At 69.0% G+C, this 25,671-nt stretch carries 25 protein-coding genes; 12 read left to right on the forward strand and 13 right to left on the reverse strand.

The annotated features are described in order from the left end of the window. Positions 1-231 precede the first annotated feature (231 nt). The 5 genes from fdhD (at position 232) to moaD (ending at position 4,587) form a co-directional block, all read left to right on the forward strand. Positions 232-1,104: a formate dehydrogenase accessory sulfurtransferase FdhD gene (gene fdhD / locus A9Z05_RS17100; protein WP_069619149.1), complete on the forward strand. Its 873-nt coding sequence runs from the start codon at positions 232-234 to the stop codon at positions 1,102-1,104. Next, entirely contained in the window at positions 1,101-2,315 is a 1,215-nt protein-coding gene (gene glp / locus A9Z05_RS17105; protein ID WP_069619150.1) for a gephyrin-like molybdotransferase Glp, read from the forward strand. The genes fdhD and glp overlap by 4 nt, the downstream gene beginning before the upstream one ends. 217 nt (positions 2,316-2,532) lie before the next feature. Then, on the forward strand, positions 2,533-3,657 hold the full coding sequence (gene moaA / locus A9Z05_RS17110) for a GTP 3',8-cyclase MoaA (protein WP_069619151.1): 1,125 nt from the start codon (positions 2,533-2,535) through the stop codon (positions 3,655-3,657). 47 nt (positions 3,658-3,704) lie between these two features. Continuing rightward, positions 3,705-4,277 carry a molybdenum cofactor biosynthesis protein MoaE gene (locus A9Z05_RS17115; protein WP_069619152.1) on the forward strand — a complete coding sequence of 191 codons (573 nt, stop codon included), beginning with the start codon at positions 3,705-3,707 and terminating at the stop codon, positions 4,275-4,277. A 52-nt stretch (positions 4,278-4,329) separates the two neighbouring features. Then, the gene (moaD, locus tag A9Z05_RS17120; protein ID WP_069619153.1) at positions 4,330-4,587 is read left to right on the forward strand and encodes a molybdopterin converting factor subunit 1; all 258 of its coding nucleotides are present in this window, start codon (positions 4,330-4,332) and stop codon (positions 4,585-4,587) included. A 150-nt stretch (positions 4,588-4,737) separates the two neighbouring features. Here the strand turns inward: moaD and A9Z05_RS17125 are convergent, their stop codons facing one another. Then, positions 4,738-6,162 carry a PLP-dependent aminotransferase family protein gene (locus tag A9Z05_RS17125; RefSeq protein WP_069619154.1) on the reverse strand — a complete coding sequence of 475 codons (1,425 nt, stop codon included), beginning with the start codon at positions 6,160-6,162 and terminating at the stop codon, positions 4,738-4,740. A gap of 419 nt (positions 6,163-6,581) precedes the next feature. Here A9Z05_RS17125 and A9Z05_RS37830 point away from each other — a divergent pair, with 419 nt between their 5' ends. After that, positions 6,582-6,716, forward strand: a complete 135-nt coding sequence (locus A9Z05_RS37830; RefSeq protein ID WP_256122014.1) for a hypothetical protein — start codon at positions 6,582-6,584, stop codon at positions 6,714-6,716. 288 nt (positions 6,717-7,004) lie between these two features. Here A9Z05_RS37830 and A9Z05_RS17130 read toward each other — a convergent pair whose 3' ends face one another. The 5 genes from A9Z05_RS17130 to A9Z05_RS17150 all read right to left on the reverse strand — a co-directional run bounded on the left by A9Z05_RS17130 (position 7,005) and on the right by A9Z05_RS17150 (position 11,009). Further along, complete coding sequence (locus A9Z05_RS17130; protein ID WP_069619155.1) at positions 7,005-7,925, reverse strand: hypothetical protein; 921 nt, start codon at positions 7,923-7,925, stop codon at positions 7,005-7,007. A gap of 91 nt (positions 7,926-8,016) precedes the next feature. Beyond that, positions 8,017-8,340 (reverse strand): TfoX/Sxy family protein, encoded by a 324-nt coding sequence (locus tag A9Z05_RS17135; RefSeq protein WP_069619156.1) that lies wholly within the window; start codon positions 8,338-8,340, stop codon positions 8,017-8,019. 55 nt (positions 8,341-8,395) lie between these two features. Beyond that, positions 8,396-10,132: a site-specific integrase gene (locus A9Z05_RS17140; protein ID WP_069619157.1), complete on the reverse strand. Its 1,737-nt coding sequence runs from the start codon at positions 10,130-10,132 to the stop codon at positions 8,396-8,398. 186 nt (positions 10,133-10,318) lie between these two features. Beyond that, positions 10,319-10,510: a DUF2964 family protein gene (locus A9Z05_RS17145; protein ID WP_069619158.1), complete on the reverse strand. Its 192-nt coding sequence runs from the start codon at positions 10,508-10,510 to the stop codon at positions 10,319-10,321. 13 nt (positions 10,511-10,523) lie between these two features. Next, on the reverse strand, positions 10,524-11,009 hold the full coding sequence (locus A9Z05_RS17150) for a universal stress protein (protein ID WP_069619159.1): 486 nt from the start codon (positions 11,007-11,009) through the stop codon (positions 10,524-10,526). Positions 11,010-11,303: 294 nt separating this feature from the next. On the opposite strand from A9Z05_RS17150, the gene A9Z05_RS17155 reads away from it, so the two are divergent. After that, positions 11,304-12,065, forward strand: coding sequence for a 2-keto-4-pentenoate hydratase (locus A9Z05_RS17155; RefSeq protein ID WP_069619160.1), 762 nt, complete (start codon positions 11,304-11,306; stop codon positions 12,063-12,065). Between the two features lie 31 nt (positions 12,066-12,096). After that, on the forward strand, positions 12,097-13,509 hold the full coding sequence (locus A9Z05_RS17160; RefSeq protein WP_069619161.1) for a 3-deoxy-D-arabino-heptulosonate 7-phosphate synthase: 1,413 nt from the start codon (positions 12,097-12,099) through the stop codon (positions 13,507-13,509). Between the two features lie 42 nt (positions 13,510-13,551). Here A9Z05_RS17160 and A9Z05_RS17165 read toward each other — a convergent pair whose 3' ends face one another. The 3 genes from A9Z05_RS17165 to A9Z05_RS17175 form a co-directional block, all read right to left on the reverse strand. Further along, on the reverse strand, positions 13,552-14,604 hold the full coding sequence (locus A9Z05_RS17165; protein WP_069619162.1) for an AraC family transcriptional regulator: 1,053 nt from the start codon (positions 14,602-14,604) through the stop codon (positions 13,552-13,554). A 148-nt stretch (positions 14,605-14,752) separates the two neighbouring features. Continuing rightward, entirely contained in the window at positions 14,753-15,079 is a 327-nt protein-coding gene (locus A9Z05_RS17170; protein ID WP_069619163.1) for a hypothetical protein, read from the reverse strand. Positions 15,080-15,111: 32 nt separating this feature from the next. Continuing rightward, complete coding sequence (locus tag A9Z05_RS17175; RefSeq protein WP_069619164.1) at positions 15,112-16,617, reverse strand: hypothetical protein; 1,506 nt, start codon at positions 16,615-16,617, stop codon at positions 15,112-15,114. A 453-nt stretch (positions 16,618-17,070) separates the two neighbouring features. On the opposite strand from A9Z05_RS17175, the gene A9Z05_RS17180 reads away from it, so the two are divergent. Next, positions 17,071-19,251, forward strand: a complete 2,181-nt coding sequence (locus A9Z05_RS17180) for a hypothetical protein (RefSeq protein WP_069619165.1) — start codon at positions 17,071-17,073, stop codon at positions 19,249-19,251. Positions 19,252-19,258: 7 nt separating this feature from the next. After that, positions 19,259-19,966, forward strand: a complete 708-nt coding sequence (locus A9Z05_RS17185) for a DUF3142 domain-containing protein (RefSeq protein ID WP_069619166.1) — start codon at positions 19,259-19,261, stop codon at positions 19,964-19,966. Between the two features lie 114 nt (positions 19,967-20,080). Here the strand turns inward: A9Z05_RS17185 and A9Z05_RS17190 are convergent, their stop codons facing one another. Beyond that, entirely contained in the window at positions 20,081-20,917 is an 837-nt protein-coding gene (locus A9Z05_RS17190) for an alpha/beta fold hydrolase (RefSeq protein WP_069619167.1), read from the reverse strand. 134 nt (positions 20,918-21,051) lie between these two features. Further along, a complete protein-coding gene (locus tag A9Z05_RS17195; protein ID WP_069619168.1) occupies positions 21,052-21,885 on the reverse strand; it encodes an oxidoreductase in 834 nt (277 codons plus the stop codon). A 94-nt stretch (positions 21,886-21,979) separates the two neighbouring features. On the opposite strand from A9Z05_RS17195, the gene A9Z05_RS17200 reads away from it, so the two are divergent. Beyond that, positions 21,980-22,951, forward strand: a complete 972-nt coding sequence (locus A9Z05_RS17200) for an AraC family transcriptional regulator (RefSeq protein WP_069619169.1) — start codon at positions 21,980-21,982, stop codon at positions 22,949-22,951. A 197-nt stretch (positions 22,952-23,148) separates the two neighbouring features. On the opposite strand, the gene A9Z05_RS17205 is transcribed toward A9Z05_RS17200, so the two are convergent. Beyond that, a complete protein-coding gene (locus A9Z05_RS17205) occupies positions 23,149-24,354 on the reverse strand; it encodes an MFS transporter (RefSeq protein WP_069619170.1) in 1,206 nt (401 codons plus the stop codon). Then, a complete protein-coding gene (locus tag A9Z05_RS17210; RefSeq protein ID WP_069619171.1) occupies positions 24,351-24,716 on the reverse strand; it encodes a RidA family protein in 366 nt (121 codons plus the stop codon). Before A9Z05_RS17210 ends, A9Z05_RS17205 begins: the two co-directional genes overlap by 4 nt. A gap of 134 nt (positions 24,717-24,850) precedes the next feature. Here A9Z05_RS17210 and A9Z05_RS17215 point away from each other — a divergent pair, with 134 nt between their 5' ends. Then, positions 24,851-25,669, forward strand: a complete 819-nt coding sequence (locus tag A9Z05_RS17215; RefSeq protein WP_069619172.1) for a TrmB family transcriptional regulator — start codon at positions 24,851-24,853, stop codon at positions 25,667-25,669. Positions 25,670-25,671 lie beyond the last annotated feature (2 nt).

Genomic DNA, 25,671 nt, shown 5'->3' on the forward strand with positions numbered 1-25,671 from the left:
TGTGTGCACGGAAAATAGTTACCATGCCGGCGGGACGCTCAGCTGTACTGCTTTCTCCGTTGCGGCGCTGTGCGTCGGGCGCGCGGCTCGCTCCACTTAACATGTCGTGCAACGCCTGTCCGCGGCGGTCGCGCGCCCTTCGGCGCCCGCCCGGCGGCATCGATTCCCGCGGTTCGGCGCACGCGCCGAGCCCGGCCGGCCCGCCGGCCGCCCCGCCCTGGAGAAACCTGCATGGAGTCCTGCATCCGCCGCGACGATCCGACCGGCAGCACCGCGTGTCGGGTGACGCGCCATCGTGCCGGCGACGCGCGCGACACCGTCGATCGCGTCGTCGACGAAACCCCGGTTGCACTCGTGTTCAACGGCATCTCGCACACGGTCATGATGGCGACGCCGATCGACCTCGACGCGTTCGGCCTCGGCTTCGCGCTGAGCGAAGGCATCGTCGAGCGCGCATCGGACGTCTTCGACATCGAAAGCGAGTGCCGGCCCGGCAGCGCCGAAGTACGGCTGACCGTGTCGCAGCAGGCGTTCATGGCGCTGAAGGCCCACCGCCGCGCGCTGGCCGGCCGCACCGGCTGCGGCGTGTGCGGCATCGAAAGCATCGCGCAGCTCGACCTGCACCCGCCGCGTATCGCGGCCGCCGGCACGGCTGCGGGCATCGGCGCCGACGCGATGGCGTGCGCCGCGCGTGCGTTGCCGGCCCGGCAGACGCTGATGCGCGAGACGGGCGGCATCCACGCGGCGGCGTGGTGCGATAGCAACGGCGCCGTGCTCGACGTGTGCGAGGACGTCGGCCGCCACAACGCGCTCGACAAGCTGATCGGGCAGCTCGCGCGCCGCCGCGCCGACCTGCACGCGGGTTTCGTGTTCCTGTCGAGCCGCGCGAGCTACGAACTGGTGCGCAAGGCCGCGCGGGTCGGCATTCCGATGATCGCGACGATCTCGGCGCCGACGTCGCTCGCGATCGACGTCGCCCGCGAAGCCGGCGTGCGGCTGCTCGGTTTCTGCCGCAACGACGGCTTCGTCGAATACGTGTCGCCCGCCGCCGTTCACCTCGACCCACCCGCGCCCGCAACGGCGCATCCGGCCCACTCTTCATGACGCACCTGTCCGATTTCGATACCGCGCAGCAACGATTCGCCGCCGCGTTCGCGCCGCTCGACGCTGCCACCTCCGTGCCGATCGCGCAAGCGGCCGGCCACGTGCTGGCCGCGCCGCTGACGGCCGTGCTCGACCAGCCGCCGGCCGACCACAGCGCGATGGACGGCTACGCCGTGTGTCATGCGGACCTCGCGCACGGCGAGCCGCTGCGTGTCGCGCAGCGCTGCTATGCAGGCGATACGCCGGCGCCGCTCGCGCCGCGCACGGCCGCCCGCCTCTTCACCGGCAGCCTGATTCCGCCCGGCGCCGACACCGTCGTGATGCAGGAGCATGCGCAAGAACGGGACGGCCGTGTCACGTTCGACGTGCCCCAGCGCAGCGGGTCGCACATTCGCCGCCGCGGCGAGGAAGTGCGCGCCGGCGAGCTGCTCGTGCCGGCCGGCGTGCGGATGGGCGCGATGCACGTCGGCGTGGCCGCCGCGCAAGGTTTCGCGCGAATCGACGTGCGCGCGGCGCTGCGCGTCGGCATCCTGACGACCGGCGACGAGCTGGTCGCGTGCGGCGAGCCGCGCGCGCCGCAGCAGATCTACAACAGCAATGCGCCGATGCTCGCCGCGCTGGTCGCGGGAACCGGCGCCGACGTCGCGATGAGGGTGCACGCGGCCGATACGGCGACCGCCGTCGATCGGGCGCTGCGCGACCTGCACGCGCAGTGCGACCTCGTGATCTGCGTCGGCGGCGCGTCGGTCGGCGACAAGGACCTGCTGCGCCCCGCGCTGGCCGCGCTCGGCGCGTCGTTCGTCGTCGCCGGCGTGCGCATGAAGCCCGGCAAGCCGGTCGCGCTCGCGCGGCTCGATACGCGGCCCGTGGTGCTGCTGCCCGGCAATCCGGGCGCCGCGATGACGACGTTCGCACTATTCGTCGCGCCGCTGATCCGACGCCTGCAGGGGCGCGACGCGTGCATGCCGGTCGTGCCGTCGCTGCCGATCGACACCGGCTTCGAGCCGGATGCGCAGCGCGAGCGCTTCGTGCGCGTACGCTGTACGGTGGACGCAAACGGTGCGCCCGTGCTCGATACGCTGCGCCAGCAAGGCGCCGGCACGCTGCAGTCGCTGGTGCAGGCAAGCGGGCTCGCGCGGCTGCCGGCCGGGCGCACCATCGCGCGCGGCGACGCGGTTCCGTACTACGAATTCGCGCGCTGGCTCGCATGAGCGCGAAGTCGACTCTCCATCCGATACGGCGCGTTCGCCCCATTCGCCGCGCCTGTCGCGCGTCCCGGCCGGCGAACTGTATTCCTGCGATTCGGGCGCGATTGTGTCTCTGCCGGCCCAACCCCGCGGACTATGCTCACGATGAGGCTCGTCACGACCTGTGCGCCGATACGTCGGCACACGCACGGCCGAGCGGCGACGCCCCTCCGCTTACTTCATGCAGGCCGACGACCCGATCGTGAATGCCATCGTTTCCGCCGCGCCGGCCGCCGCCGCTTCATCCGGCGACGCATCGCCCGGTGCTTTCCTCCGCCCGTCCGACACGCTCGGCCGTCCGCTGCGCGACCTGCGCCTGTCCGTCATCGACCAGTGCAATTTCCGCTGCGGCTACTGCATGCCGCGCGAAAACTTCGGCGCCGACTACGCGTTCATGCCGTCGTCCGAACGATTGTCGTTCGCGCAACTGGAAAAGATCGCCCGCGCGTTCACGTCGCTCGGCGTCGAGAAAATCCGCATCACGGGCGGCGAGCCGCTGCTGCGCCGTCACCTCGAAGCGCTGATCGAACGGCTCGCCGCGCTGACGACCGTCGACGGCAAGCCCGTCGAAATCGCGCTGACGACCAACGGCTCGCTGCTCGCCGCGAAGGCGCGCACGCTGCGCGACGCGGGGCTGTCGCGCGTGACCGTAAGCCTCGATGCGCTCGACGACACTGTGTTCCGCCGGATGAGCGACGCCGACGTGCCGGTGTCGCGCGTGCTGGCCGGCATCGAGGCCGCGCACGCGGCCGGGCTCGCGCCAGTCAAGGTCAACGCGGTGATCGAGCGCGGCGTGAACGACGACCAGATCCTGCCGCTCGTGCGGCACTTCCGGCACACGGGCGTGGCCGTGCGTTTCATCGAATACATGGACGTCGGCGGCGCCAGCTTCTGGTCCGGCGACAAGGTCGTGCCGGCCGCGCGGATGCGCGAGCTGATCGACGCGCACTATCCGCTCGTGCTCGTCGGCGAACCGGGGCACGACGCCACCGCGATTCGTTGCGCGCACATCGATGGTGCAGGCGAAGTCGGCTTCATCGCGAGCGTGTCGCATCCGTTCTGCGGCACCTGTTCGCGCGCCCGCGTGTCGGCGGACGGCCAGCTTTATACGTGCCTGTTCGCGACGCAAGGCGCCGACCTGCGGCCGTGGCTCGACGATGCGGCGTCGATCGCCGACCTCGCCGCCGCCGTGCGCGAACGCTGGACGCGGCGCGACGACCGCTATTCCGAGCGCCGGGCCGCACGGCCGGCCCGCGCGCCGGGCAAGACCTATCCGACCGTGCGCATGTCGCTCGTCGGCGGCTGACGGGCCGCCGCGCGACACCGGATGCGCCGCCCACTGGAGAACCTGTCATGACGACTTTCACCGAATCCCCCGCCGGGCTGCCGGATGATCCACTGCGTGCCGGCAGCCCCGCGCCGCCCGTCGATGCGGCCGGCACTCACTCCGAATCGGCGCCCGCGATTGCCGCCGGCTTCGAAGTGCGCGTGCAGCATGCGCCGATCGACGCGGGTGCGGAGCTTGCGCCGATCGTTCGCAATCCGAATGTCGGTGCGGTCGTGAATTTTCTTGGGGTGGTACGCAAGGAAGGCGATGTCGACGACGTCGTCGCACTGGAAGTCGAGCACTACCCGACGATGACCGAACAGGCGCTGTGGAGCATCGTCGAGGAGGCGACTGCACGCTGGCGGCTCGAAGCGGTGCGGATCGTGCACCGTGTCGGCCGCATTCCGCTCGGCCAGCCGGTCGTGCTGGTCGTGGTGGCCGCCGCGCATCGTGCGTCCGCGTTCGATGCGTGCGAATTCCTGATGGATTTCCTGAAGACCCATGCGCCGTTCTGGAAGAAGGAGATCCGGCACGACGGCGAATCCGGCTGGGTCGAGGCGAAGGCGCACGACGACCAGGCGATGCGGCGCTGGGGCTGATCGCGCTCGCTTCGCATTTTCCGATTTCGCCGCTCCTTCTAAAGACAACACAATGAAACTGACGATCAAATACTTCGCGAGCATTCGCGAACAACTGGCAATCGATGAAGAAACCGTCGAGATCGATGCCCGCGAACTCACCGTCGACGCGCTGCGCGGCACGCTGGCCGCACGCGACGCGCGCAGCGCGGACGCGCTGCGGATGGACCGCCCCGTGCGGGCGGCCGTGAACCTCGAAATGGTGACCGGGGACTTCGTCGTGCGGGAGGATAGCGAGGTTGCGTTCTTTCCGCCGGTGACGGGGGGATGACGGAACGCGCAGGGTTGCGCGCTTCGATGTAGCCACTTTGCCGAGATCGACGCCCCGACCATGACCGCGGTCGTCGGCGCCGGCCTGGAAAAACAAAGCCGGCACGAGGCCGGCTTCTTCATCGAAATACAACGCACCGCAAACGCCCCTTCATCGCATGCACGCCGCGGCCAGCTTCCCGACCGTGATCACCGCCTGCTCGATCTCCGGCGACCACGGGCTGCTGTAATTCAACCGGATGAAGTTCCGGTAATTGTCCGTGATCGAGAACATGTAGCCGGGGCCGATCGTGATCCCCTGCTCCAGCGCGAGTTGGTACAGCCGCATCGCATCGACCTGCGCAGGCAGCTCGACCCACAGCACATACCCACCCGCCGGGCTCGACATGCGCGTGCCTTCAGGAAAGAACCGCGACACCATCGCGCGCATCAGATTCGCCTGCTGCGCATACGCCTTGCGAATCCGCCGCAGGTGGTGCTCGTAGCCGTCGCGTTCGAGAAACTCCGCGATCGCGAGCTGCGGCAACGACGGCGTCGCGAGCGTATTCAGGAACTTCAGTTTCTCGACCTGATCGCGGTAGCGGCCCGGCAACGCCCAGCCGATCCGGTACGCGGCCGTCAGGCTCTTCGAGAACGACGAGCAATGCAGCACGATCCCGGTCCGGTCGTAGGATTTCAGCGAACTCGGATGTGTGTCGCCGAAATACAGTTCGTTGTACACGCCGTTCTCGATGAGCGGCATCCCGGCCTTCGCTGCGAACTCAACCAGTTCGCGCTTGCGCTCGTCCGGCATCTGGAAACCCAGCGGATTCTGGAAGTTCGGCATCACCATGCACGCGGCGATCGGCTGCGACTTCGCGATCGCGGCCAGCGCCGCGATGTCGATCCCGTATTCCGGATGCGTGGCCACCTCGATCGCCTTCATCCCCATCCGCTCGATCGCGTGCAGCATCGCGTAGAACGTCGGCGATTCCACCGCGATCGTGTCGCCCGGTTTCGCCACCGCCTGCAGACACAGGTTGATCGCTTCTGTCGCGCCGACCGTCACGATGATCTCGTTCGGGTCCACCGACATCCCGTTTTCCAGATAGCGGCGCGCAATCTGCCTGATCAGCCGCGGATGGCCGGGCGGCAGCCCGTCAGTCACGCCCCACAGCGACTTGTCGCGACCCGCCGCGTATGCGTAGCGGTTCAGCTTCTCGAACGGAAACAGGCTCGGGTCCGGATACGGCGAACCGAGCGGCACCGCGTCGTCCGTGCCGATCGAGCGCAACGTCGACAGCACGAGCCGGCTTACATCCACCGACGACGAGATCGCGATCGGCTTCGACGGCCGCAGCTCGCGTACCGGCGCATGACTGTCGTCGCGCCGCAGGTTCACGAAATAGCCCGACTGCGGCCGGCTTTCGAGCAGCCCGCGGCTTTCCAGCAGCAGATACGCATGCAGTACGGTCGTGATGCTGATCCGGTGCTGCTGGCTCGCCTGCCGCACCGACGGAATCCGGTCGCCGTGCCGGTACACGCCCTGGCGGATCAGGCGCTCGATATCGTCCGCGAGTTTTTCATAGAGTTTCATCGCGCGTCTCCCGCCGGCGCGCACGGCGCCGCGCCGCCGTGTACGCCCAATACGCACGTGTTGCGCGTGTTCCGCCCGCCGAGCGGGCCGTCGTGATTCCTGATCTTCCCCTCCGGTTTTGCCTTTTCCATCGCACTGGCTCTCTCTTGAAGATGCGCCGGCAGGGTTCCGGATCAGCTGGATCTGCGGCACTGTGCACTTGATGACCGGATCTTAAGAGAAGAACAGTTGGTGGCGGGTACACACATCGAACGCGCGAACAAGAGTACAGTTCCGCCAGAATCGCGAATCACGGGAAAACTGTACGTCTTATGAAATGGCCGGACGGCCGGTTGGCCGGCATGAGGCAGCCGGATCGGCCTGGAACACCCGCCGCACCGGCGGAGGCACTGCAGGGTTTTCGTCGTGAGAGCCACACGATGCAGTCCACGATCGAACACGCCGCCAGCGTCGTCGCCAACGCTGCACGCACGAAGGCCCCGGCGCGCCAGCGCGATATCGAAACGGAGCGCCAGAACCGCCTGAACCGGTGTCGGATCTACCGCTGGGCGTGATGGCGCGACATCGCCGGCACGTGCTGTCCGCGCGTGTTCTCCGAACCGGCTGCTCAAGGGAGGATCGTGATCGACGCGTGCCACGTGCGCGTCAGCGCGTGGACGGTGCATTGCGCGACCGGCCGCGTGACGCGCGACGGCGAACCGGTCGAGCCGGTGATCGCGCCGCCACCGTCGTCACCGCCACGTGCGGCGCCGTGGGGCTGCCTTATGACGAAGCGCTGCCGCAGCGGATCGTCGACGTCGTCGCGGGGTTGCTCGCCCGAGCCTGCGAGCCGGCAGGCGGCGTCATCGCGCCGCCTGCTGCCGCTGCACCTCCTGCGCTTTCATCTGCAGATACGCGCCCCGCTCCACTTCGTGCAGTTGCTGCGGATACTGCTCGGTCGCGTCGAACCAGCGCGCGAGGCGCTGGTCGATCGGCTTGTCGAGCGTCGCGAGATACGTGTCGATCGCGAGGTAGTAGCGCATCGTGTTGCGCTCCAGCAGCCCGCGCACGCCGCCGACGTACCGCGGCTGTCCGGCCGAGGCTGCACCGACGGTCGTGAACCCGACCTTGTCGCTGCCGACCGTCGCGAGGTAGGTTTTCATCGCCATCCGGCCGACCGTGCCAAAACCATACGAATACGTGAGATGCAGGAACGTGCGCGACGCGCCGACCGGCACGGCCTCGAGCGCGATCCGGTAATCCTTCGTGCCCATCGGGCCGCTGTCGGCGGTCAGGTCGACCTGGAAATAATCGGGCGTCGCGGCCGCCACGCGATAGCGGAACTGCACGCGATAGGTGTCCGACAGCTTTTGCTCGATCTTGCGGCCGAGGTTCACGTCGAGCACCGGGCCGTTGCCGCTGCTCGACGCGTGACAGTACTTGGTGTTCAGGTGCAGGATCAGCACCGCGCACCAGTTCGCGGGGCCTTGCGCGGGATCGTTGAGCTGGCCGTTCACGGCCGCGAACGGATAATCGACGACCGCGTAGATGTCGCCCTTCAGCGACGACGACGCTTCCGACGATTCGAGCACCACGGGCCGGTGAAACGCGTTGTCCTTCAGTTGGGGCCCAAGGCTGCGGTAGCGGTCGAGCAGCGCGGCCGCGCCGCTCGCGCCCTCCGCGCCGAACGACAACGCGCTCCAGCCGACACACAGAGTCACGACGAGCGCGTGCCATGCGCGGCGCGCCGGCCGCGTGCCGCGCGCAAATCCGGATGTCTCCATGCTGGTACTCCCTGGCGCACGATGGTCGCGTGCATGTGTCACAGAATACGCCTGCCCGCTACGCGGCGTGGCGCGGCATGCGGCGCGATCGTCATCGGCTGCGCTTCACCGGCAGCGGCAGTTGCGCGGCGGTGATCCGGATCAGCGTCGCCAGCCATTCGCGGTCGTCCCAGCGATCGCCGGCAATGACGAGATGCGGCTTCGCGGTCGGATACGGCGGGGCTTCGTCGCACGCGCCGAGATACGCGCGGCCTTCGGGCGTCGGCTTGACGAACAGCCGGTCGTCACAGACGAGCGCGACCATCCTGCCGTCGCAATAGATACCGTATTCGCCGAACATCTTGCGGGCCGATACCGTACCGGCCGCCGCGATCTGCTCGACGATGAAATCGACCGTGCGCTGGCTCGACGCCATGTGAATCTCCGGGATCGAAACATCGTCTGACCGGAGCCGATGCCGCGTGTTCAACTCATTTGTCGATACCGAACGCGCTCGACATCTGTCGCGCCCGCTTCACGTCGTCGCCATGCAGATAGATCGACGTCGTCGAGATCGATGCATGCCGCAGGTTGTCGCGCACCGTCGTCAGCTCCGCGCCGCGCGCCAGCGCGTGGGTCGCATGCGTATGGCGCATCCAGTGCGGGCTCGCCTGGCGCAGCTTGTGCGCGAGCGCCGGGTGGTCGGCTTCGACGGCATCGGCCGTCTGCGCGAAGAAACGCTGCATCACCTTCCACAGCCGCACACTCGTGATCGCGGCCGCGTCGTCCTCCGCGAGGCGCGGAATCAACGGCGTATCGGGCCGCCAGCGCGCCGGCGTGACCGGCAAGCGGCGCGCGACCAGATAGCGATCGAGCGCCGTGCGCGCGAGCGGCGGCAGCGCGACGCGGGCGGCCTTGCTGCCCTTGCCGATCACCTTCAGCCACGCGTCGCCGTGCGCGTCCGTCTCGATGTCGCCGAGCGTCGCGCCGACCAGTTCGCTCGCGCGCAGCCCGGTCGCATAGCCGAAATCGAGAATGAAGCGCAATCGTTGCGCGGCGGCCGGCGTCCATCCCGACTGCTGCGCACCGTCGCCCGCGCGCTGGCCGAACTCGAGCCCGTCGGCGATCGTGCGGACCAGCAGCCACTCGCCTTCGGTGAACGCATGCGACGTATCGAGTGCGGTCGCGCCGCGCGTGTCGCGCACCTTGACGCCCGCAAACGGATTCGCGAGCAGGTAGCGCTGCTCGATCAGCCAGCGGAACAGCGCGCCGAGCACCGACAGCGTGTACGCGGCCGACCGCGCGGACAGCGCACCGGAGAACGGCCGCCAGTCGGGCGCGCCGCGCGGCCGCACGGGCCCGACCCAGCGCTCGTGCGGCGTCGGCCGCCGGATGAACGCGCGATACGCGAGCGCGTCCTCGGTCGTCAGCGACGACAGCGCGCGGCCGCGCTCGACGATCGCCCACAGAATCAGCCGCTCGGCCTCCTTGCGGTACGCGCGCCGCGTCGCGGGCGATTCGTGCAGCGACAGCCACGCGTGCACGGCCGCGTAATCGTTGTCCGCGTCGAGCGTGCTGGTCGCGCGCGGTGCGCGGAACGTGCCGGCCGAGCCGTCGACTTCGTGCGGCAGCTTCAGGTGTTCCCACGGCACGATGCTGCCTCGCGGCGCCGCGGCGATCAGCGCGCGCGCCCGTTCGGTCAGGTGCGGATGCGCGGCGAAGAACGCCTCGATGCGCCGCGCGCCGGCCATGCCGAGGCCCGCGATCGCCCGCCACCACTGGCGCCGACGCGGGATCCGCACCGTCAGGTCGGCGAGCGTCGCGATCCCGTGCGCACGCAACGCAACGACCGCGCGCGCCGGCAGCCACAGGCCGACGTCGTCGCTGATTTGCGGTGCCGGCGCGCGCGCATGACGCAGTTGGGCGATCGCGTCGGTGGCCGCTTTCGCCTCCCGCAAACGCTCACCGTCCGGATGGCCGAGCCGTTCCGCGAGATCGGGGCGGCCGACCTGCCGCGCGACGCGCACGAGGCGACGGCGAATCGCACCGATCACGCCGCGCGCCGAGCGCCCGCCGCCGAGCCGGTCGGGCAGGTAGCGTTCGACGGCCTGACGCACGGTCATGCCCGCGTACCACGCGCGCAGCGCGGCCAGTTCGTCGGCGTCGGGAAAGCCTGCGGGCGCAGGCGCGGAATCGGCGGAAAGCGGTGCAGTGAGGCGCGGTTTCATGGGCGCCAGTTTGACAGAAGCGCCGAGCGGGCGGCAACGTTGAAGCGGCTGATGAGCCAGATCGAGCAGGACGGCACGAATGCGCGGCGACGACACGCGACCACGCGAAATCACGGCGGCGCCACGGCTGTCGCCGGTCGTCGCGAAACCGCGGTCCGACGTGCGCCGCCACCTTGCCCGCCCGCGTCAATCCTCGCCTTTCGGCCCCGGGTTCAGCATCACGACGAAGCCGGCGACGCCGACGATCAACGCAAGCGCGCCGCCGCGCAGCGCCGTCGCGGCATCGAACAGCAGGCCCGTCACGACGGCCATCATCCCGGCGAGCGACACGAACACCGCGATCGCCGCGACGACGATCCGGTACTGGCGGCGTATCATCGCGCGCGCCGCGTCATGCCGCGGCCGCGGCCGCGGCGGCCGGCGCGTCGGCGTCGTCGCCGCGAATCAGCAGCACCGGGCACTTCGAGCCGCGCACGAAACGCTCGGCGACGCTGCCGAGCAGCACGCGCCGGATGCCGCGCCGCCCGTGCGTACCGACCACCGCGAGGTCGATCCCGTGCTCCTTCACATAGCGTTGCAGGCGTTCCGCGACGTCCTCGCCGATGCTCTCGGTCTCGACGAGTTCGGCTTCGCCCTTCGCGCCGGCCAGCGCGATGACCTGTTCGGCTTCGCGCAGCACCTTGCGCCCGTCGTCGCGGATTTCCTCGACGAGCGCGTGCGGATCGAGACGGCCTGCATACGTAAACAGCACCGACTTGTCGACCACGTACACCGCGCTGACGTGCGTGTCGCCCGCCAGCGCCACCTTCACGGCCTCGGCAAGCGCCTGTTTCGACGAAGCGCTGCCGTCGACGGCCACCATGATTTTCTCGTACATGCGAACCTCGCTGGGGTGAGTTGCCGCGCGCGGTCGCGCACGGCCATGCCACCATCATCGGCCGGCAGCAGGTGCGGATGTTGACGACGGTCAAGCCCCGGCGATACCGGCGCATGCGGCAAAGCGACGCGACGGGAAGCGGGCGGCTTGCGTCATCGGCCCGCGCGAACCGGGCCGGCGATGCATGCGCCGCTGCCCTTTCGAGCGCCCATCGCGCCGAAGGCGCTATCATCGACTATGCGACTTTCGTCCGGCCCTTTTTTGCCGGCCCCACTTTCAACTCGCTCAACCGACATGACAACGACTACCGAACGCGTGGACGGCGCCGCCCAGCATCTCGTCGCCGCCCGCCATGCCGGCTCGCCCGGCCCGCTGTTGCCCGATGCACTGCGCCCCGACGACATCGACACCGCTCTGGCGATCCAGCAGCGCGTGGCCGACCTGCTCGGCGAACCCGTCGGCGGATGGAAATGCGCGCTGCCGCCGCCCGATCGCGTGATCCTCGCGCCGATCTTCGCGTCGACGATCCGCGAAGCCGATGCGCCGTACCGCGTCGTCGGCGGGCCGATCGTGCGGATCGAGCCGGAAATCGCGTTCGTGCTCGATCGCGACCTGCCCGCGCGCGAGCAGCCGTATGACGAAGGCGCGGTGCGCGCGGCGATCCGCGAAGTGCGCATCGTGCTCGAGGTGCTCGGCTGCCGCTATGCGGAGCCGGCGCGCGCGTCGAAGTTCGAGCTGCTGGCCGACGGGCAATTCAACCAGGGGCTGTGCGTCGGCCCGGTCGTGCCCGACGGGTTGACCGTGCCGCTCGCGACGCTCGCGCTGTCGTTCGAAGGCGCGCTGAACCGCACGATCGACGGCAGCCATCCGGACGGCGATCCGCTGAAGCCGCTGGTATGGCTCGTCAATTTCCTCGCGTCGCGCGGCGATGCGGTGCGCGCCGGCCAGATCGTGACGACCGGCTCGTACGCGGGCGCGATCGACGTGCCGCTCGGCGATGCGCTGACGGTGCGCTTCGGCGAGCTCGGCAGCCTGTCGGTGACGTTGACCGCGTGACGGGTCAGGTCTCTTTCACGCCCGGACCGCCATGTCGCTGACACCGCTTCCCGCCCTGCTCGACGCCACCCTGCGCGCCGTCGCGCGCCGTTACCGGCTGCCGCCGCTCGAGCGCGCGGCGTCGCTGACCGACGCGACGAATCCGGCCACCGCGCTGGCGATCGTGATCGAGGAAGCGCGCAGGATGCGGGCGGACGGTCACGCGCCCGGCGGCGACTTGCGGCAGCGCTTCATCGATGCGCTCGCGCGGATGATCCGCGACGCGATGGATTCGTCATCCGGCGATCCGTCGTTTCAGGCGTCGGTGCTGCGTCACGATGCACCGAACGTGCGCGAATACGCGTCGTTGTCCGCGCACGCCGAGCAGGACCGGCGCGCGCTCCACTCGGCCGTCAATGCGATCGCGCACCCGGCCAAGCTCGAGCGCAGCGCACAGGCCTGGCAACGCGACGGCCTCGCGCGCCTGCATGCGGCGGCGACCGCGGCGTCGTGGGCCGAGCTGCACGCGGCGCTCGCGCAACTGCTCGCACTGCCCGAGATGGCGACCGACGCGGCGTTCGAGCAGGACATCGTCAAACTCAAGGACAGCCCCGCGCTCGAACGCATGCTGCGGCTCGATGCGCTGGCCGCGGACGAGGGCGTCCGCCGCTACCGCGCGCTGTGGGTCCGTCAGGGCCCGCTCGTCGGCAGCACCGTCGCCGTCGCGCAGGGCGTCGCGTCCCAGCAGCGCGGCGCTGCCGTCGAAGCGCTGGCGGCGCAGGCGCTCGACGCACTGGCGCGCAGGCTCGACGCGGTGGACGAGCAGCGCACCTACCGCGTCGTCACGTCGATGCGCGTGCCGTCGTCGATCCCGGGCCGGCACGACCGCGCGAAAACCGAATGGGATGCGATCCTGCTCGAACGCGCGCACGGCAACGACCCGGCGCCCGCATGGAACGTGCGCTTCCTGGTCGAAGCGAAGGCCTCCGCGGATGCCGCGACGACCGATCTGCCGCGGCTGCTGCGCGGCCTGACCCTGCTCGCGCAAGCGGCCCCCGACACGGTCTATGCATTCGAGACGCACCAGGGCACGGTGCGCGTGCACGGCGCATCGCTGCATGCGTTGACGACCGACGAAGCGGCGCTGCCACGGGAGGTGCTGTATTGCTGCGACGCGTCCGCGGATGCGACACCGCGGCTGCTGAGCGCCGCGAGCCGGATGCAGCTGCTGTCCGCGCAGGCGAGCCTCGAATACGCGAGCGCGCTCGTGCAACGGCCGGATGCCGATCCGGGCGGCCTCGGCGTCATCTGGCACGCGCTGCTGACCCTGCCGCAATGGCAGGCCGTTCTGCATCAGTACCCGTCGTTACGGCAGGTCCGCGAACTGATGGTGGCCATCGACGATTTGCGCGCCGCGCTCGACGAGATGGACGACGGAGGCATCGCCAGCAGCGTGTGCGCGTGATGCGCGATCACGACCGGCGCGCGACGCCCACGTGCTGCCCGCTCAGTTGGTGAGCACCCCGAACGGCAGCGTCCACCCGGCCAGCCGGCCGCCGTCGCCCCAGCGCGCATCGGTCGCACCGCACGGCAGCAGGATCGGCGCGGCCGCGCACTCGAGCGTCTCCTTCGGCGTGTGGCCGAATTCCGCCTTGAACAGCCGATGGAAATACTTCTCGTCGGGAAAGCCGTGCGCCCACGCGATTTCCGCGATGCGCTGATGCCAGCGCTGCGGATCGCCGAGCACGTGATACGCGTGACGCAAGCGCCGCCGCGTGATCTGCCGCATCACGCCGCCCTCTTCCTTGAACAACTGATAGAGCCGCGCCCGCGACACGCCGATGTCACGGCAGATCCGTTCGGGCGTGAGGTCCGGCTCCAGCAGATGCATGTCGATGTAGTGACGCACGCGGTCGACCAGCGCATGCTCGATCAGGCCGCGAGCGTCGTTCAACGCCTGCGCGGTCGGCGACACCGCCGCGGCCAGCAGCAACAGCATCGATTGCACGATGCTCGGCACGTCCTGCATGCGCAGGTTCGGCAGGTTCCGGAACAGCGACAGCATCTGGTCGGCGACGAGCCGGCCCACGCCGCTCGTCAGCGTCTGGCCGTGCGCCTGCGCGGCATGGCTCGGCAGCAGGTAGCGGGGCACGACGAGGCTGATCACGTCGCCGGCCTCGACCTTGCAGTCGTTGATCTGCGCGACGTCGTAGACGAACAGGTCGCCCGCGCCCTTGATCAGCTCGGGGCCGCCGGTCTGGCTCGCGAGCCGACCGCCGAGCAGCAGCGTGAAGCGGATCGAATCCTGCCCGTCGAGCCGGATCCGCCGCGGCGTGCGGCGAACCGTATAGGTCGGCGCGCGCGAGTGCCAGTGCCGGCCCGACAAGATCAGCGGGCCGAGCGCCGCGCCGCTGGCTTCCGCGTCGCACGGGCCGTGGCCGCCGTCGTCGTCGAGCCGGTAGTCGCACAGCATGTCCTTGACCCAGACGTGGAACCGGTCCGGCTCGGGGTAGTCGGTCGTGCGGAACTTGAAAACAGGGACAAATGCAGCTTGATCCATGACAGTTTTTTATCGAACCGGCGGGTCAGGAAAGAATCGGTTCGTCGATTATCGGACCAAATTGCGCGGGCGCAAGGCCCACGCGATGCATCGTCTCCCTAAGCGATCGACCGACGCCCGACGCCTGGCGCGGTCGTCATCGCGCCCATCAACGTTGCGGATGACATTCCCAGTTGTTGTACGTCGGCCGATCGATCGGCGTGAGCCCCGGAATCATGAACACCGTACAGCCGAAACGCCGCCCCTTGCCGGTCGTCGCGTCGTAACTCACCTTCTGGCCGCCGAGCCCGTCCTTCTTCCCGTACTGGACGTTGGCGATCGTGATCTCGTCCGACGACGCGAGCCCGAGCGTCTTCGCGGTCGACGTCTGGACGTCGACCATGTTCATCTGCGTCGAGCCGCACGCGGCAAGCACGAGGCCGGCGGCCGTGATGCCCAGCGCGGTCCGTACGGTGTAATACAAGGTTTGCTTCATGGTTTCTCCTTCGATTTCCCAATGCGAGGCGCTTACGTGCCCGGCGTATAAAAACTGGCCTGGATCTGGCTGCCGATCGTCGCGACGTACGATTGCCAGAGCAGCGCCATCGCTCCCGTCGCGTTGACGGCCAGCGCCGGCCACGACGCGCTCTGCGGCGCCACCGTCGACGCGCTCCACGCGCCCTTCCGGTAGCTGGCCGCGACGACCGCCGACGCGCCCGGCAAACCGGTGTCCTGCCATGCGGCCGTCACGTTGCCGCCCGCATCGACCACGAGCGGCGGGTACTGGATTGCCGCGCCGTTCAGGTGTTCCGTCAGCCGCTGCAACGGCCCCCAGTTGCCGCTTGCATCGGACACGCTTACTTGCAGCGCCGCGCCGCCTTCCGCCCACATCGCGGCCGCCACGCCGTTTTCGTTGACGGCCAGCATCGGCGTCGCGATGAAGCCGGTCGGCTCGACGATGGCAGGCGCCACGGGTTGCGACGGCTGCCATCCGGCGCCGGACACATAGCGTTGCGACATCGTGGTGGTGGTGAGCTTCCCGCCCGTCACGTCGAGCTGCCCCCAGAGCAGCGTGATGTTGCCCTTCGCGTCCATGCCGGCCACCGGCGAGATGATCGTCGTGAACAGGCTCGTGTTCGATACGGCCTGGTTGACGTCGGTCCAGCCGTTGGCCGCGTCGTACGTGGCCGTCCACAGCGCCGAGTGCGTATGGTTGGTCTGCCGCCACGCGAGCACGGCGCGGCCGGACGACAGGACCGAAATCATCGGCCCCACGTTGTCGGTGTCGCCCGTCACCGCGCCCGGCCCGGTCTGCACCGGCATCTGGATCAGCGCCGTCGGCGACCACTGTCCGGACTGCGTGTAGCGCGTCCACGCGATACGCGTATCGAGCAGGCTGATCGACTGCGTCCACGCGACGAGCGCGTTGCCCTGGCCGTCGATCCCGGCCGAATAGGTCGACCCCGTCACGTCCGGCCCGACTTCGAACGCCGCGCCCCAGCCGCCGGCCGGGCTGTACGGGCGCGCCCACAGCGCATACGTGTTCGGACCCGGCATCCATTCGGTCCAGAACGCGACGGCCTGCCCGCTCGCGTTGCCGACCACGCGCGACGGGCTCGAACTCGTCGTGTTCATCGAATGCGAGCCGTCGCCCGTGTCGAGCCGCGTCGCGGTTCCCCAGCCCGAGCCCGCGGCATAGCGCGCGCCCCACATCTCGTTGCCGTTCGCGCCGGCCGGACCGTTGGTCATCCACGTGGCGAGCGCATTGCCGTTCGCGTCGATCGTCACGCTCGGGGCGCCCTCCGGCCCCTTGCCGTCCACCGCGGCGGCCGTCGACCAGCCGGCCTGCGGCTGCGTGGCGCCGCCGCCGGTCGGGTCGCCGGTCGACCCGCCGCCGGGCGACGTCGAGCCGGACGGCGAACCGGGGTTGCTCGACGTCGACGACGACGCACCGCCGTTCGTCGCGACATCGTCGCCGCCGCATGCGGTCAGTGCGAGCGCGGCCGCCATGACCATCCATGTAATGGGTTTCATCGGGATCCTCTTGTTTTCATTTGTCGGCGTACTCTCGTCTGCCGTCGAGCGGATACGACACATCGTTTCGCCCGTAAAATTATTAAGTCATGCTATTGAACGAGCGTGGAAACCGGCATTTTTCCGCGTCCCTTTCATGATCGATTCCGTCGTGCGGATCGACGCGTACGTCGCTTTCGGCAGCCCTCCCCCGTCATGCAGCGCGGCCCCCGTCAGGTCGTCCATCGTCGGACGTCCGCCACTGCCGGCTGCATCTTAATTCAAGCGATCCGGATTCAAGGTGGCGTTGCGTCCACACTGAGTGGATTTCCGTTTCGAGGGAGCTTGCCCCCCGGCGCGGCTGGCAGGCCGGCACACTGCCGGTCATGACGGCCCGTGAGGTACGATACGCGCCGGGACAAAACACCCCCTGAGAGAACCGGCCGTCGCGGCCCCCTACCCGACACAAGAAAAATGCGAAGAAACCCGACGCTGAACCGAACCCTGCTTGCCGCGCTGGCGGCCAGCCTGCTGTGGACGCCGACCGCCCATGCAAGCGGAGACGACGGCTGCTACGTGCCGAACACGCTCCGGCAGACTTCCTACTCGTGCGGCAACGTACCGATGCTGACGCCCGCCAACGACACACGCATCAATGCGATGCTGATGATGGTCGACAGCGGCAAGGTCGCGCAGGTGTTTCCCGATCCGAAGACCATCCCGGCGAAAGAGCGGATCGACCGGATCGTCGTGCCGTTCCCGATGGACTTCTCCGGATGGATCGACATCGGCCAGAAGGTGCCCGACAGGACCGGCGGCGGGGCCGATGCCGATGCCGATGCCGATGCGTCGTCGAACCGGTACGCGGACGGCGAAGGCAGCATCTGCCGCAGCATGAGCGCGGGTGCGGCCGCGTTCAACGACGCAGTGGGCGGCGCCGGCGGCCTGCCCGCCGACGAGGCCGCCCGCCTGCGCGCGGCGCGCGCGGACATCGCGCAGAAAACCTGCGCCGCGGGCGGCGCGAGCGCCGCGTGGACGAAGCCGCCGGTCAAGTCGCCGCTCGGCCAGCAGTTCGCCGCGTACCTCGACGGCACGAACGCGTTCTACCGCGCCGACTTCCTCACCGCGACCCGCGCGTTCGCGAACGCATCGCACAGCGCGGACCCGTGGCTGAAGGAAACCGGCCTCTACATGGCCGGGCGCGCGCAGTTGAACGCCGCGCAGGCCAACGCATTCGACAACGACAGCCCGACGCCGACGCGCGCGCGCGTGACGAAGGTATCGCTCGACGCGGCGAACACGGTGTTCCGGACCTACCTGAAGGTGTATCCGAAGGGGCGCTACGCGGTGTCCGCGAGCGGGCTGTTGCGACGGGTCGCGTGGCTCGGCGGCAACGTCACGCAGCAGGCCGACCTGTACGGTCATGCGCTCGCGCGCTGGTCGCCGGCGACGTCGAACGTGCCGCTGATGCAACTGGCGAACGAACTCGACAGCAAGCTGCTGTTCGGCCCGGAATTCGACGCGCGCCAGATCCAGTCGCCGACCGTGCTCGCCACCGTCGACCTGCAGCGCATGCGCGCATCGGACAGCAGCGATGCGAGCCGCAAGCCGATGACGCTGGACGAGCTGCAGGCGCAGAAGCCGCGCTTCGCGAACGCGCCCGCGCTGTACGACTACCTGCTCGCGACCTGGTACGTGCAGCTCGGGCACAAGCCGGACGCCGCCCTCGACCTGCTGCCGCAGACGCCCGCCGCACCGCTCGACTACTTCGGGCTGAGCCAGCAGGCGCTGCGCGGGTTCGCGCTGGAGGACAGCGGCCAGAACGACAAGGCCCGCCAGCTGTGGCGCGACCTGATCCCGCTCGCGACGTTCCGCTTCCAGCGCGAAATGCTGGAACTCGCGCTCGCGATCAACCTGGAGCAGGCCGGGCTCGTCAACGACGTGTTCGCCGACGATTCGCCCGTGCAGAACGCCGCGATCCGCGGGGTGCTGCTGCAGCGCGCGGCCAATGCCGACCTGCTGCGCGCGCAGGCGCAGAATCAGGCGACCACCGGCGCGCTGCGCAGCACCGCGCTGTACACGTTGCTGTACAAGGAACTCACGCGTTCGCACTACGCGGACTTCCTCGCCGATACCGCGCTGGTGCCCGGCACGCCCACGGATCCGTTGAAGCCGTTCGTCGCGGCCGGCGCGAAAAACGAAGACGGCTACACGTGCCTGTCGGCGCGCGACGTCGCCGCGACGCTGCAGCAGAATCCCGCCGATCCGAAAGGGCTGAACTGCCTCGCCGATTTCGTGCGGCTGCATCCGCCCGCGTCCGGCCTCGAAAGCGATCCGGCGCCGTCGTGGGTCCGCAATGCGTCCGGCACGACCGCCCCGCGCGTGCCGCCGACGCTCGGCGCGGCGCCGTCGCAGTTCGCGGGCAAGCCGTACGAGCGGATGTCGAGCTACGTGACGGTGATGGCCGATACGCAGGCGAACCCGAACGACCGCGCGTACGCGTTCTACCGCGCGATCAAGTGCTACGCACCGGGCGGCTCCAACGAATGCGGCGGCAAGGACGTGCCGAAGAGCACGCGCAAGCGCTGGTTCGACACGCTGAAAACCGCCTATCCGGGCAGCCCGTGGGCGCAGAAGCTTCGCTACTACTGGTAAGCGCCACATGAAGCGCATCGCGTGCATCGCGCTGCTGCTGGCCGCGCGTGTCGCGCTGGCCGGCACCGTCGACGCCGCGCGGTACGACGCGTTCTGGCTGTGGGCGGGCGTGAAGCCGCAGGCGGTCGTGCGCGGTGCGCGCATCGTCTACGTGCTGCAAGGCCAGATCGAAGCGTCGCCGCGGGACGAGTCGCAAGTGCGCGTGATCGCGCAGGGCGTCGCGCTGCCGCCCGCGCCCGACGCACGCGTGTGGCTCGTCTATCGGGCGCATACGCTGCGCTGGACGCCGCGCGTCACGCGGATCATGCTCGCGCAGCTCGCACGCTGGCGCGCGTCGGGCCGCACGATCGCCGGCATCCAGATCGACTTCGACGCCGGTACGCGCCATCTGCAGGATTACCTCGCGTTCCTGCGCACGCTGCGCGATACATTGCCCGCCGATTGCCTGTTGAGCATCACGGGGCTGCTCGACTGGAGCAGCCGCATCGATACCGACCAGGTCAACCAGCTCAAGGGCATCGTCGACGAGGTGGTCGTGCAGACCTACCAGGGCCGCTGCACGATTGCCGACTACGCGGCCTATCTGCCGCGCGTCGCGCGGCTGCAACTGCCGTTTCGCATCGGCGTGATCCAGGGCGGCGAGTGGGACGCGCCGCCGTATCTCGCGTCGAATCCGTGGTTCCGCGGCTACGTCGTGTTCTTGCGCAACGGGTAGCGGTCAGCGGGCGCAAACACGGCGGGGCGATCGGCTGCCGTAGCCAACGCCGCGGCCGGATCGCCTGTTTTCAATCGCGGCGCCGCCCGCCGCAGCGGGCCGGCGCCGCCATCATTACGCCCGCACGAACGCGAGCAGGTCGGCGTTGAGCACGTCCGCGTTGACCGTCAGCATCCCGTGCGAGTAGCCGGGGTACGTCTTCAGCGTGCCGTTCTTCAACAGCTTGACCGACTTCAGCGCGGAATCCGCGATCGGCACGATCTGGTCGTCCTCGCCATGCAGCACGAGCGTCGGAACGGAGATCGATTTCAGGTCTTCGGTCTGGTCCGTTTCCGAAAACGCCTTGATGCCGTCGTAATGCGCCTTCGCGCTGCCTTCCATCCCCTGCCGCCACCAGTTGCGGATCACGCCCTGATGCACGGTTGCACCTTCGCGGTTGAACCCGTAGAACGGGCCGCTCGGCACGTCGAGGAAGAACTGCGCGCGATTGTCGGCGAGCGCTTTCCGGAAGCCGTCGAACACCTCGAGCGGCAAGCCTTCGGGGTTCGATTCGGTTTTCAGCATCAGCGGCGGCACCGCGCTGACCAGCACGGCCTTCGCGACGCGGCCGGCCGGCTCGCCGTGCTTCGCGACGTAGCGCGCCACTTCGCCGCCGCCGGTCGAGTGACCGATATGCACCGCATTGCGCAGGTCGAGCGCCTCGACGACCGCGAACGCATCCGCGGCGTAATGATCCATGTCATGGCCGTCCGAGACTTGCGCCGAGCGGCCGTGGCCGCGGCGGTCGTGCGCGATCACGCGATAGCCGTGCTGAACGAAGAACAGCAGTTGTGCATCCCAGTCGTCGCTGGACAGCGGCCAGCCGTGATGAAACATGACGGGCTGCGCGTCCTTCGGGCCCCAGTCCTTGTAGAAAATCTCGACATTGTCCTTCGTGGTGACGTATGGCATCGCGGTGCTCCTGTGAGGTGGATGAACGTGGCGAACGGGCCGCCGCCATTATCGGCTTTATTGTGAAACCGCGACGCCATCGTGCAATGCAATGGCCGATCATCCACTAACAGGAACGAACGACGCCGCGCCCGTCAGCCGTCCGTCGACACCGTCACGGCTTCCCACGCGCGGATTTCGTCGTCCAGCGCCGCCAGCTTGTCGCGCACGAGGCGCAGCGCGTCGCTGCCGAGCAGCAGATGCGCCGGCGGATGGTCCGCTGCCATCACGGCGAGCATCGCCCGTGCGGCCTTCGCGGGATCGCCCGGCTGCTTGCCGCTTTTTTCCTCGCGCGCGCGGCGGATCGGATCGAACAGCGCGTCGTAGTCGGCGATCGAGCGCGGCGTGCGCGCCATCGAACGGCCGGCCCAGTCGGTGCGGAACGAACCCGGCGCGACGGCCGTCACCGCGATGCCGAACGGCTCGAGCTCCTTGCCGAGGGTCTCGGAAATGCCCTCCAGCGCGAACTTGCTGCCGCAGTAGTACGCGATGCCCGGCATCGTGATGTGCCCGCCCATCGACGTGATGTTCAGGATGCGGCCGCGCCGGCGTTCGCGCATGAACGGCACGACGGCCTTCATCATCGCGACCGCGCCGAACACGTTCACGTCGAACTGCCGCCGCATCTCGTCCAGCGGCGACTCCTCCATGATCCCTTCGTGCCCGTAACCCGCGTTGTTCACCAGCACGTCGACGGGCCCGACGTTCGCCTCGATGTCCGCGACGACGCCGTCGATGCGCTCGAAGTCGGTCACGTCGAGCACGCGCGCGACGGCCGCCTGCGCGGACAGCGCTTCGAATTCGCGCGCCGCCTGCGCGCTGCGCACCGTGCCGACCACCGTGTGACCGGCGGCCAGCGCTTCCTGGGCCAGCGCGCGGCCGAAACCGCTGCTGACGCCGGTAATGAGCATGATGTTGCCGGATGCCATGCGAGCTTCTCCCGAATGTGGATTGAAGCGTGCATACTAGTCTGACGAACGACGCCGAATAAGCCCGATTCCGCTTATTTTCTTGCACAAAACTATGAGCACCGCACCCGTCTCCACCCGACCTCCGGCGCTGTCGCCGCGTGACCGAAAGCGCCTGGTGACGCTGCTGCGCGCGCTGGCGCCCGACGAAGGCTACAACCTGACCGCGCTGCCGAGCGTGCGCGTCCTGCGCTCGAACCGCGCGCTGTCGCGCACGCCGGTGCTGTACGACCCGGGCATCGTGATCGTGTGCCAGGGATCGAAGCGCGGTTACTTCGGCGGCGAGCGCTATCTGTACGACGAACACCATTACCTGGCCGTCTCCGTGCCCGTTCCGTTCAGCATGGAAACCGACGCGACGCCCGAGCGCCCGCTGCTCGCGCTGTACCTGCACCTCGATTTCACGCTGGCCGCCGAACTCGCCGCGCAGATCGACCGCGCCGGCGTCGCGGAAACCGTGCAGGCGCCGAAGAGCATGATGTCGACGCCGATGGATGATGCGATGCACGCATCGGTGCTGCGTTTCGTCGACGCGATGCAGCGGCCGCTCGACGCCGCGGTGCTCGGCCCGGCGCTGCTTCGCGAGCTGTATTTCCGCGTGCTGACCGGCGCGCAGGGCAACGCGATGCGCGGCGCGCTGGCGATGCGCGGGCAATTCGGCCGGATCGGGCGATCGTTGCGCATGATCCACGCCGATTACGCGCGGCCGCTCGACGTGTCGCAACTGGCCGGCGAAGCCGGCATGAGCGTGCCGAGCTTTCACAGTCACTTCAAGGCGATCACGCAGGTGTCACCGATGCAGTACCTGAAATCGACGCGCCTGCATCAGGCGCGGTTGTTGATGGTGCGGCAGGACCTGACGGCGGAAGCGGCCGGCTACGCGGTCGGCTATACGAGCCCGTCGCAGTTCAGCCGGGAATTCAAACGCCTGTTCGGCTTGACGCCGGCGAAGGAAGCGCAGCGCATGCGCGCGAACTTCGCGATTCCGGAAGCGTTCGACGATGCGAGGTTCGTGTCGTCGCATTGATACGTGCGGAAACCGGCCGCGACGCACGCGTTCATCACGCCGCATCGAGCGTCAGGCCGGCCAGCGACGGTCACGCCGCCAATGTCCTGCGGCCGATCCGCCCGGCAGCAGCCGCCGGCACGTTCGCCGTTCGCGTATTGCTGCGGCCGATCCGCATTCAGCAGCGCGGCGAACCGGAACGCGACAATTTCCCCGGCTCAACCGACGGACGTCGGTTCGCCCGCGGCATCGGCGCTCAGGCGTGCTGCCCCGACCCACGCGGCCGCCGTCACCGCACCGGCCGCGACGATCATCATCGCGCCCCACCCGATCCGTTCGACGAGCATGCCTGCCGCTGCGGCGCCGCCGGCGCCGGCCGCGTAATACAGCGTCAGGTATGCGGCGTTCAACGCACCGGCGCGCGCCGGCTGAATCGCCACGACACGGGCCTGGTTCGCGACCTGGGCGGCGAAACAACCGGCATCGAACAGCGCGAGCCCGACGCCCAGCCAGCCCGGATGACCGAGCGCAACGCCAAGCAGCAACGTGGAAAGCGCAGCCACGGCGAGCCCGCCCCCGATCACCGCACGATCGCCGAAGCGATCCGTGAGCTTGCCGGCCCCCCGAGTCGCGCCCAGGCCGAGCACGCCGGCGAGACTGTATGCGCCGATCGCGGCCGCCCCGAGGTTGTACGGCGGTGCGGCCAGACGAATCGCCAGTCCCACCCACACCAGATTGAACGCGAAGAACCACAGCATGCCGGCGCCGGTGCGGCGCCTCAATGCGGCGCTGTCGCGCAACAGCCGCGGAATCGCGCCGATCGTGGCAGCGCGGCCGGAACGCCCTTCGGGGCGATCGCCGGGCAACAGCACGCCGCTGCCGACGGCCGCCAGCGTCACGCAGCCGGCCAATGCGAGCAGCGCGCCGCGCCATCCGCACCATTGCGACAACGCGCCGCCGACGAAACGGCTCAGCAGGATCCCGGCGGAAATCCCCGCGGAGACGACGCCCATTGCCCCGCCGCGCCGCTGCGGGTCTGCGTGCTTCCCGACGACCGCGCTGCATTGCGCGGCGACCGTCGTGGCCGCCCCCACCAACACGAAGCAGGCATCGAGCGCGAGCGGCGTCGACGACAGCGACGCGCACGCGAGCAATATCGCGAGCACGCCCAGTTGCGCCGGAATGAGCGTGCGCGGACCGAACCGGTCGACCAGGGGAACCAGCAGCGCAAGGCCGGCCAGATAGCCGAGCATCGTCACGGACGCGAGGGTCGCCATCCGCGCGGCCGGCACGCCGAAGTCGTCGGCCATCGCCGACAACGACGGCTGCAGCGCATAGCCGTTGGCGATCGCGACGCCCGCCGCGAGCGCGAGCATCGCGATCGCGGGGCGGGACAGGGACGCGTGCGGGCCGGCGACCGTCATGCGGCGGTCCGGACCGCGATCGCCTCGACCTCGACGCGAATCTCGGGATCGACGAACGGCAACGCATGGACCAGCGAGAACGCCGGCCGGATATCGCCGTAGATCTCGCCGTGCGCCCGCGCCGCGTCTTCCCAGTGGTCGAAATCCGCGACCACCAGCCGGCTCTGGACGACATCCGACAACGCGAATCCGCTGTCCGCGAGGACCTTGCCGAGCGTCGCCAACGCATCGCGCGTCTGCGCATATACGTCGTCGCCTTTGCCTGCCGTCCCCGACACGTAGATCGTGTTGTCGACGACCACTGCACGCGAATAGCCCACCTTGGGCTCCCACGGGGAGCCGGTACTGATCCGTTGACGCATCGTATTGATCCTCTTCGGTAAGGTTCGAAAATCTTACTTACTACTTCGGTAGTAAGTCAGTTCGATTCTATACTACTCCGGTAGTTAATCAAGCCCGTCCGTGACGCCCGTCACGGCCATTCAAGTCCATCCACATGAACGAAAACGCGGAACTGATCACGTCATTGATCCGGCTCGGCTTTACGCAATACGAGGCGCAGGCGTACGCGGCGCTCGTCGGGCAAGCCGCGCTGACGGGTGCGGAAGTCGGCCGGCGCGCCGGCATGCCGCCATCGAAGGTCTACGAGACGCTCGGCCGCCTGGAGGCGCGCGGCGCGGTGCTCGTCAACCGGTCCGAGCCGGTCCGCTATGCAGCCGTGCCGCACCGATCGCTGCTGGAAGAATTGCGCACGCGCTTCAACGCGGATCTCGAACTGGCGGCGGGCGCGCTCGACCGGCTGCCGGTGCGGCAAGAGCCGGGGCTGGTCTGGTCGTTGAGCGGACGCGAGGCGATCGTCAGCGCATTCGCGCGCGTAATCGACCAGGCGAAAACGGAGATCTTCGCGGGTGTGTGGGACGAGGAAATCGACGCACTGGGGCCGCCGCTCGAAGCGGCCGCGGCGCGCGGCATCGATACGCACGTGGCGATCTACGGCAATCGCACGCTCGACGGGCCGCGCCACTACGACATGGCCCAATGCGGCGCCAGCGCGAGGCTGCGGCTCTCGGGGCGGCGGCTCGCCGTCGCGGTCGCGGACAACACCGAGGCAGTGGTCGCGGAATTCGGCGACCAGTCGCCCGACCATGCGACGCTGACGACCAATCCGGTCATCGCGCTGCTCGCGGTCGAGTACATCAAGGCCGACGTGAGCGGCCGCGTATTGATCGACGCGATGGGGCCGGCGGAATACCGGAAAGTGCTGAAGCATCCCGACCTGGAGGCGATGCTTGCACCGCTCGACAAGCAGGGCTGATC

Origin of the sequence: Burkholderia sp. A2 (assembly GCF_001729305.1) — a bacterium.
Classification (GTDB): domain Bacteria; phylum Pseudomonadota; class Gammaproteobacteria; order Burkholderiales; family Burkholderiaceae; genus Burkholderia; species Burkholderia sola.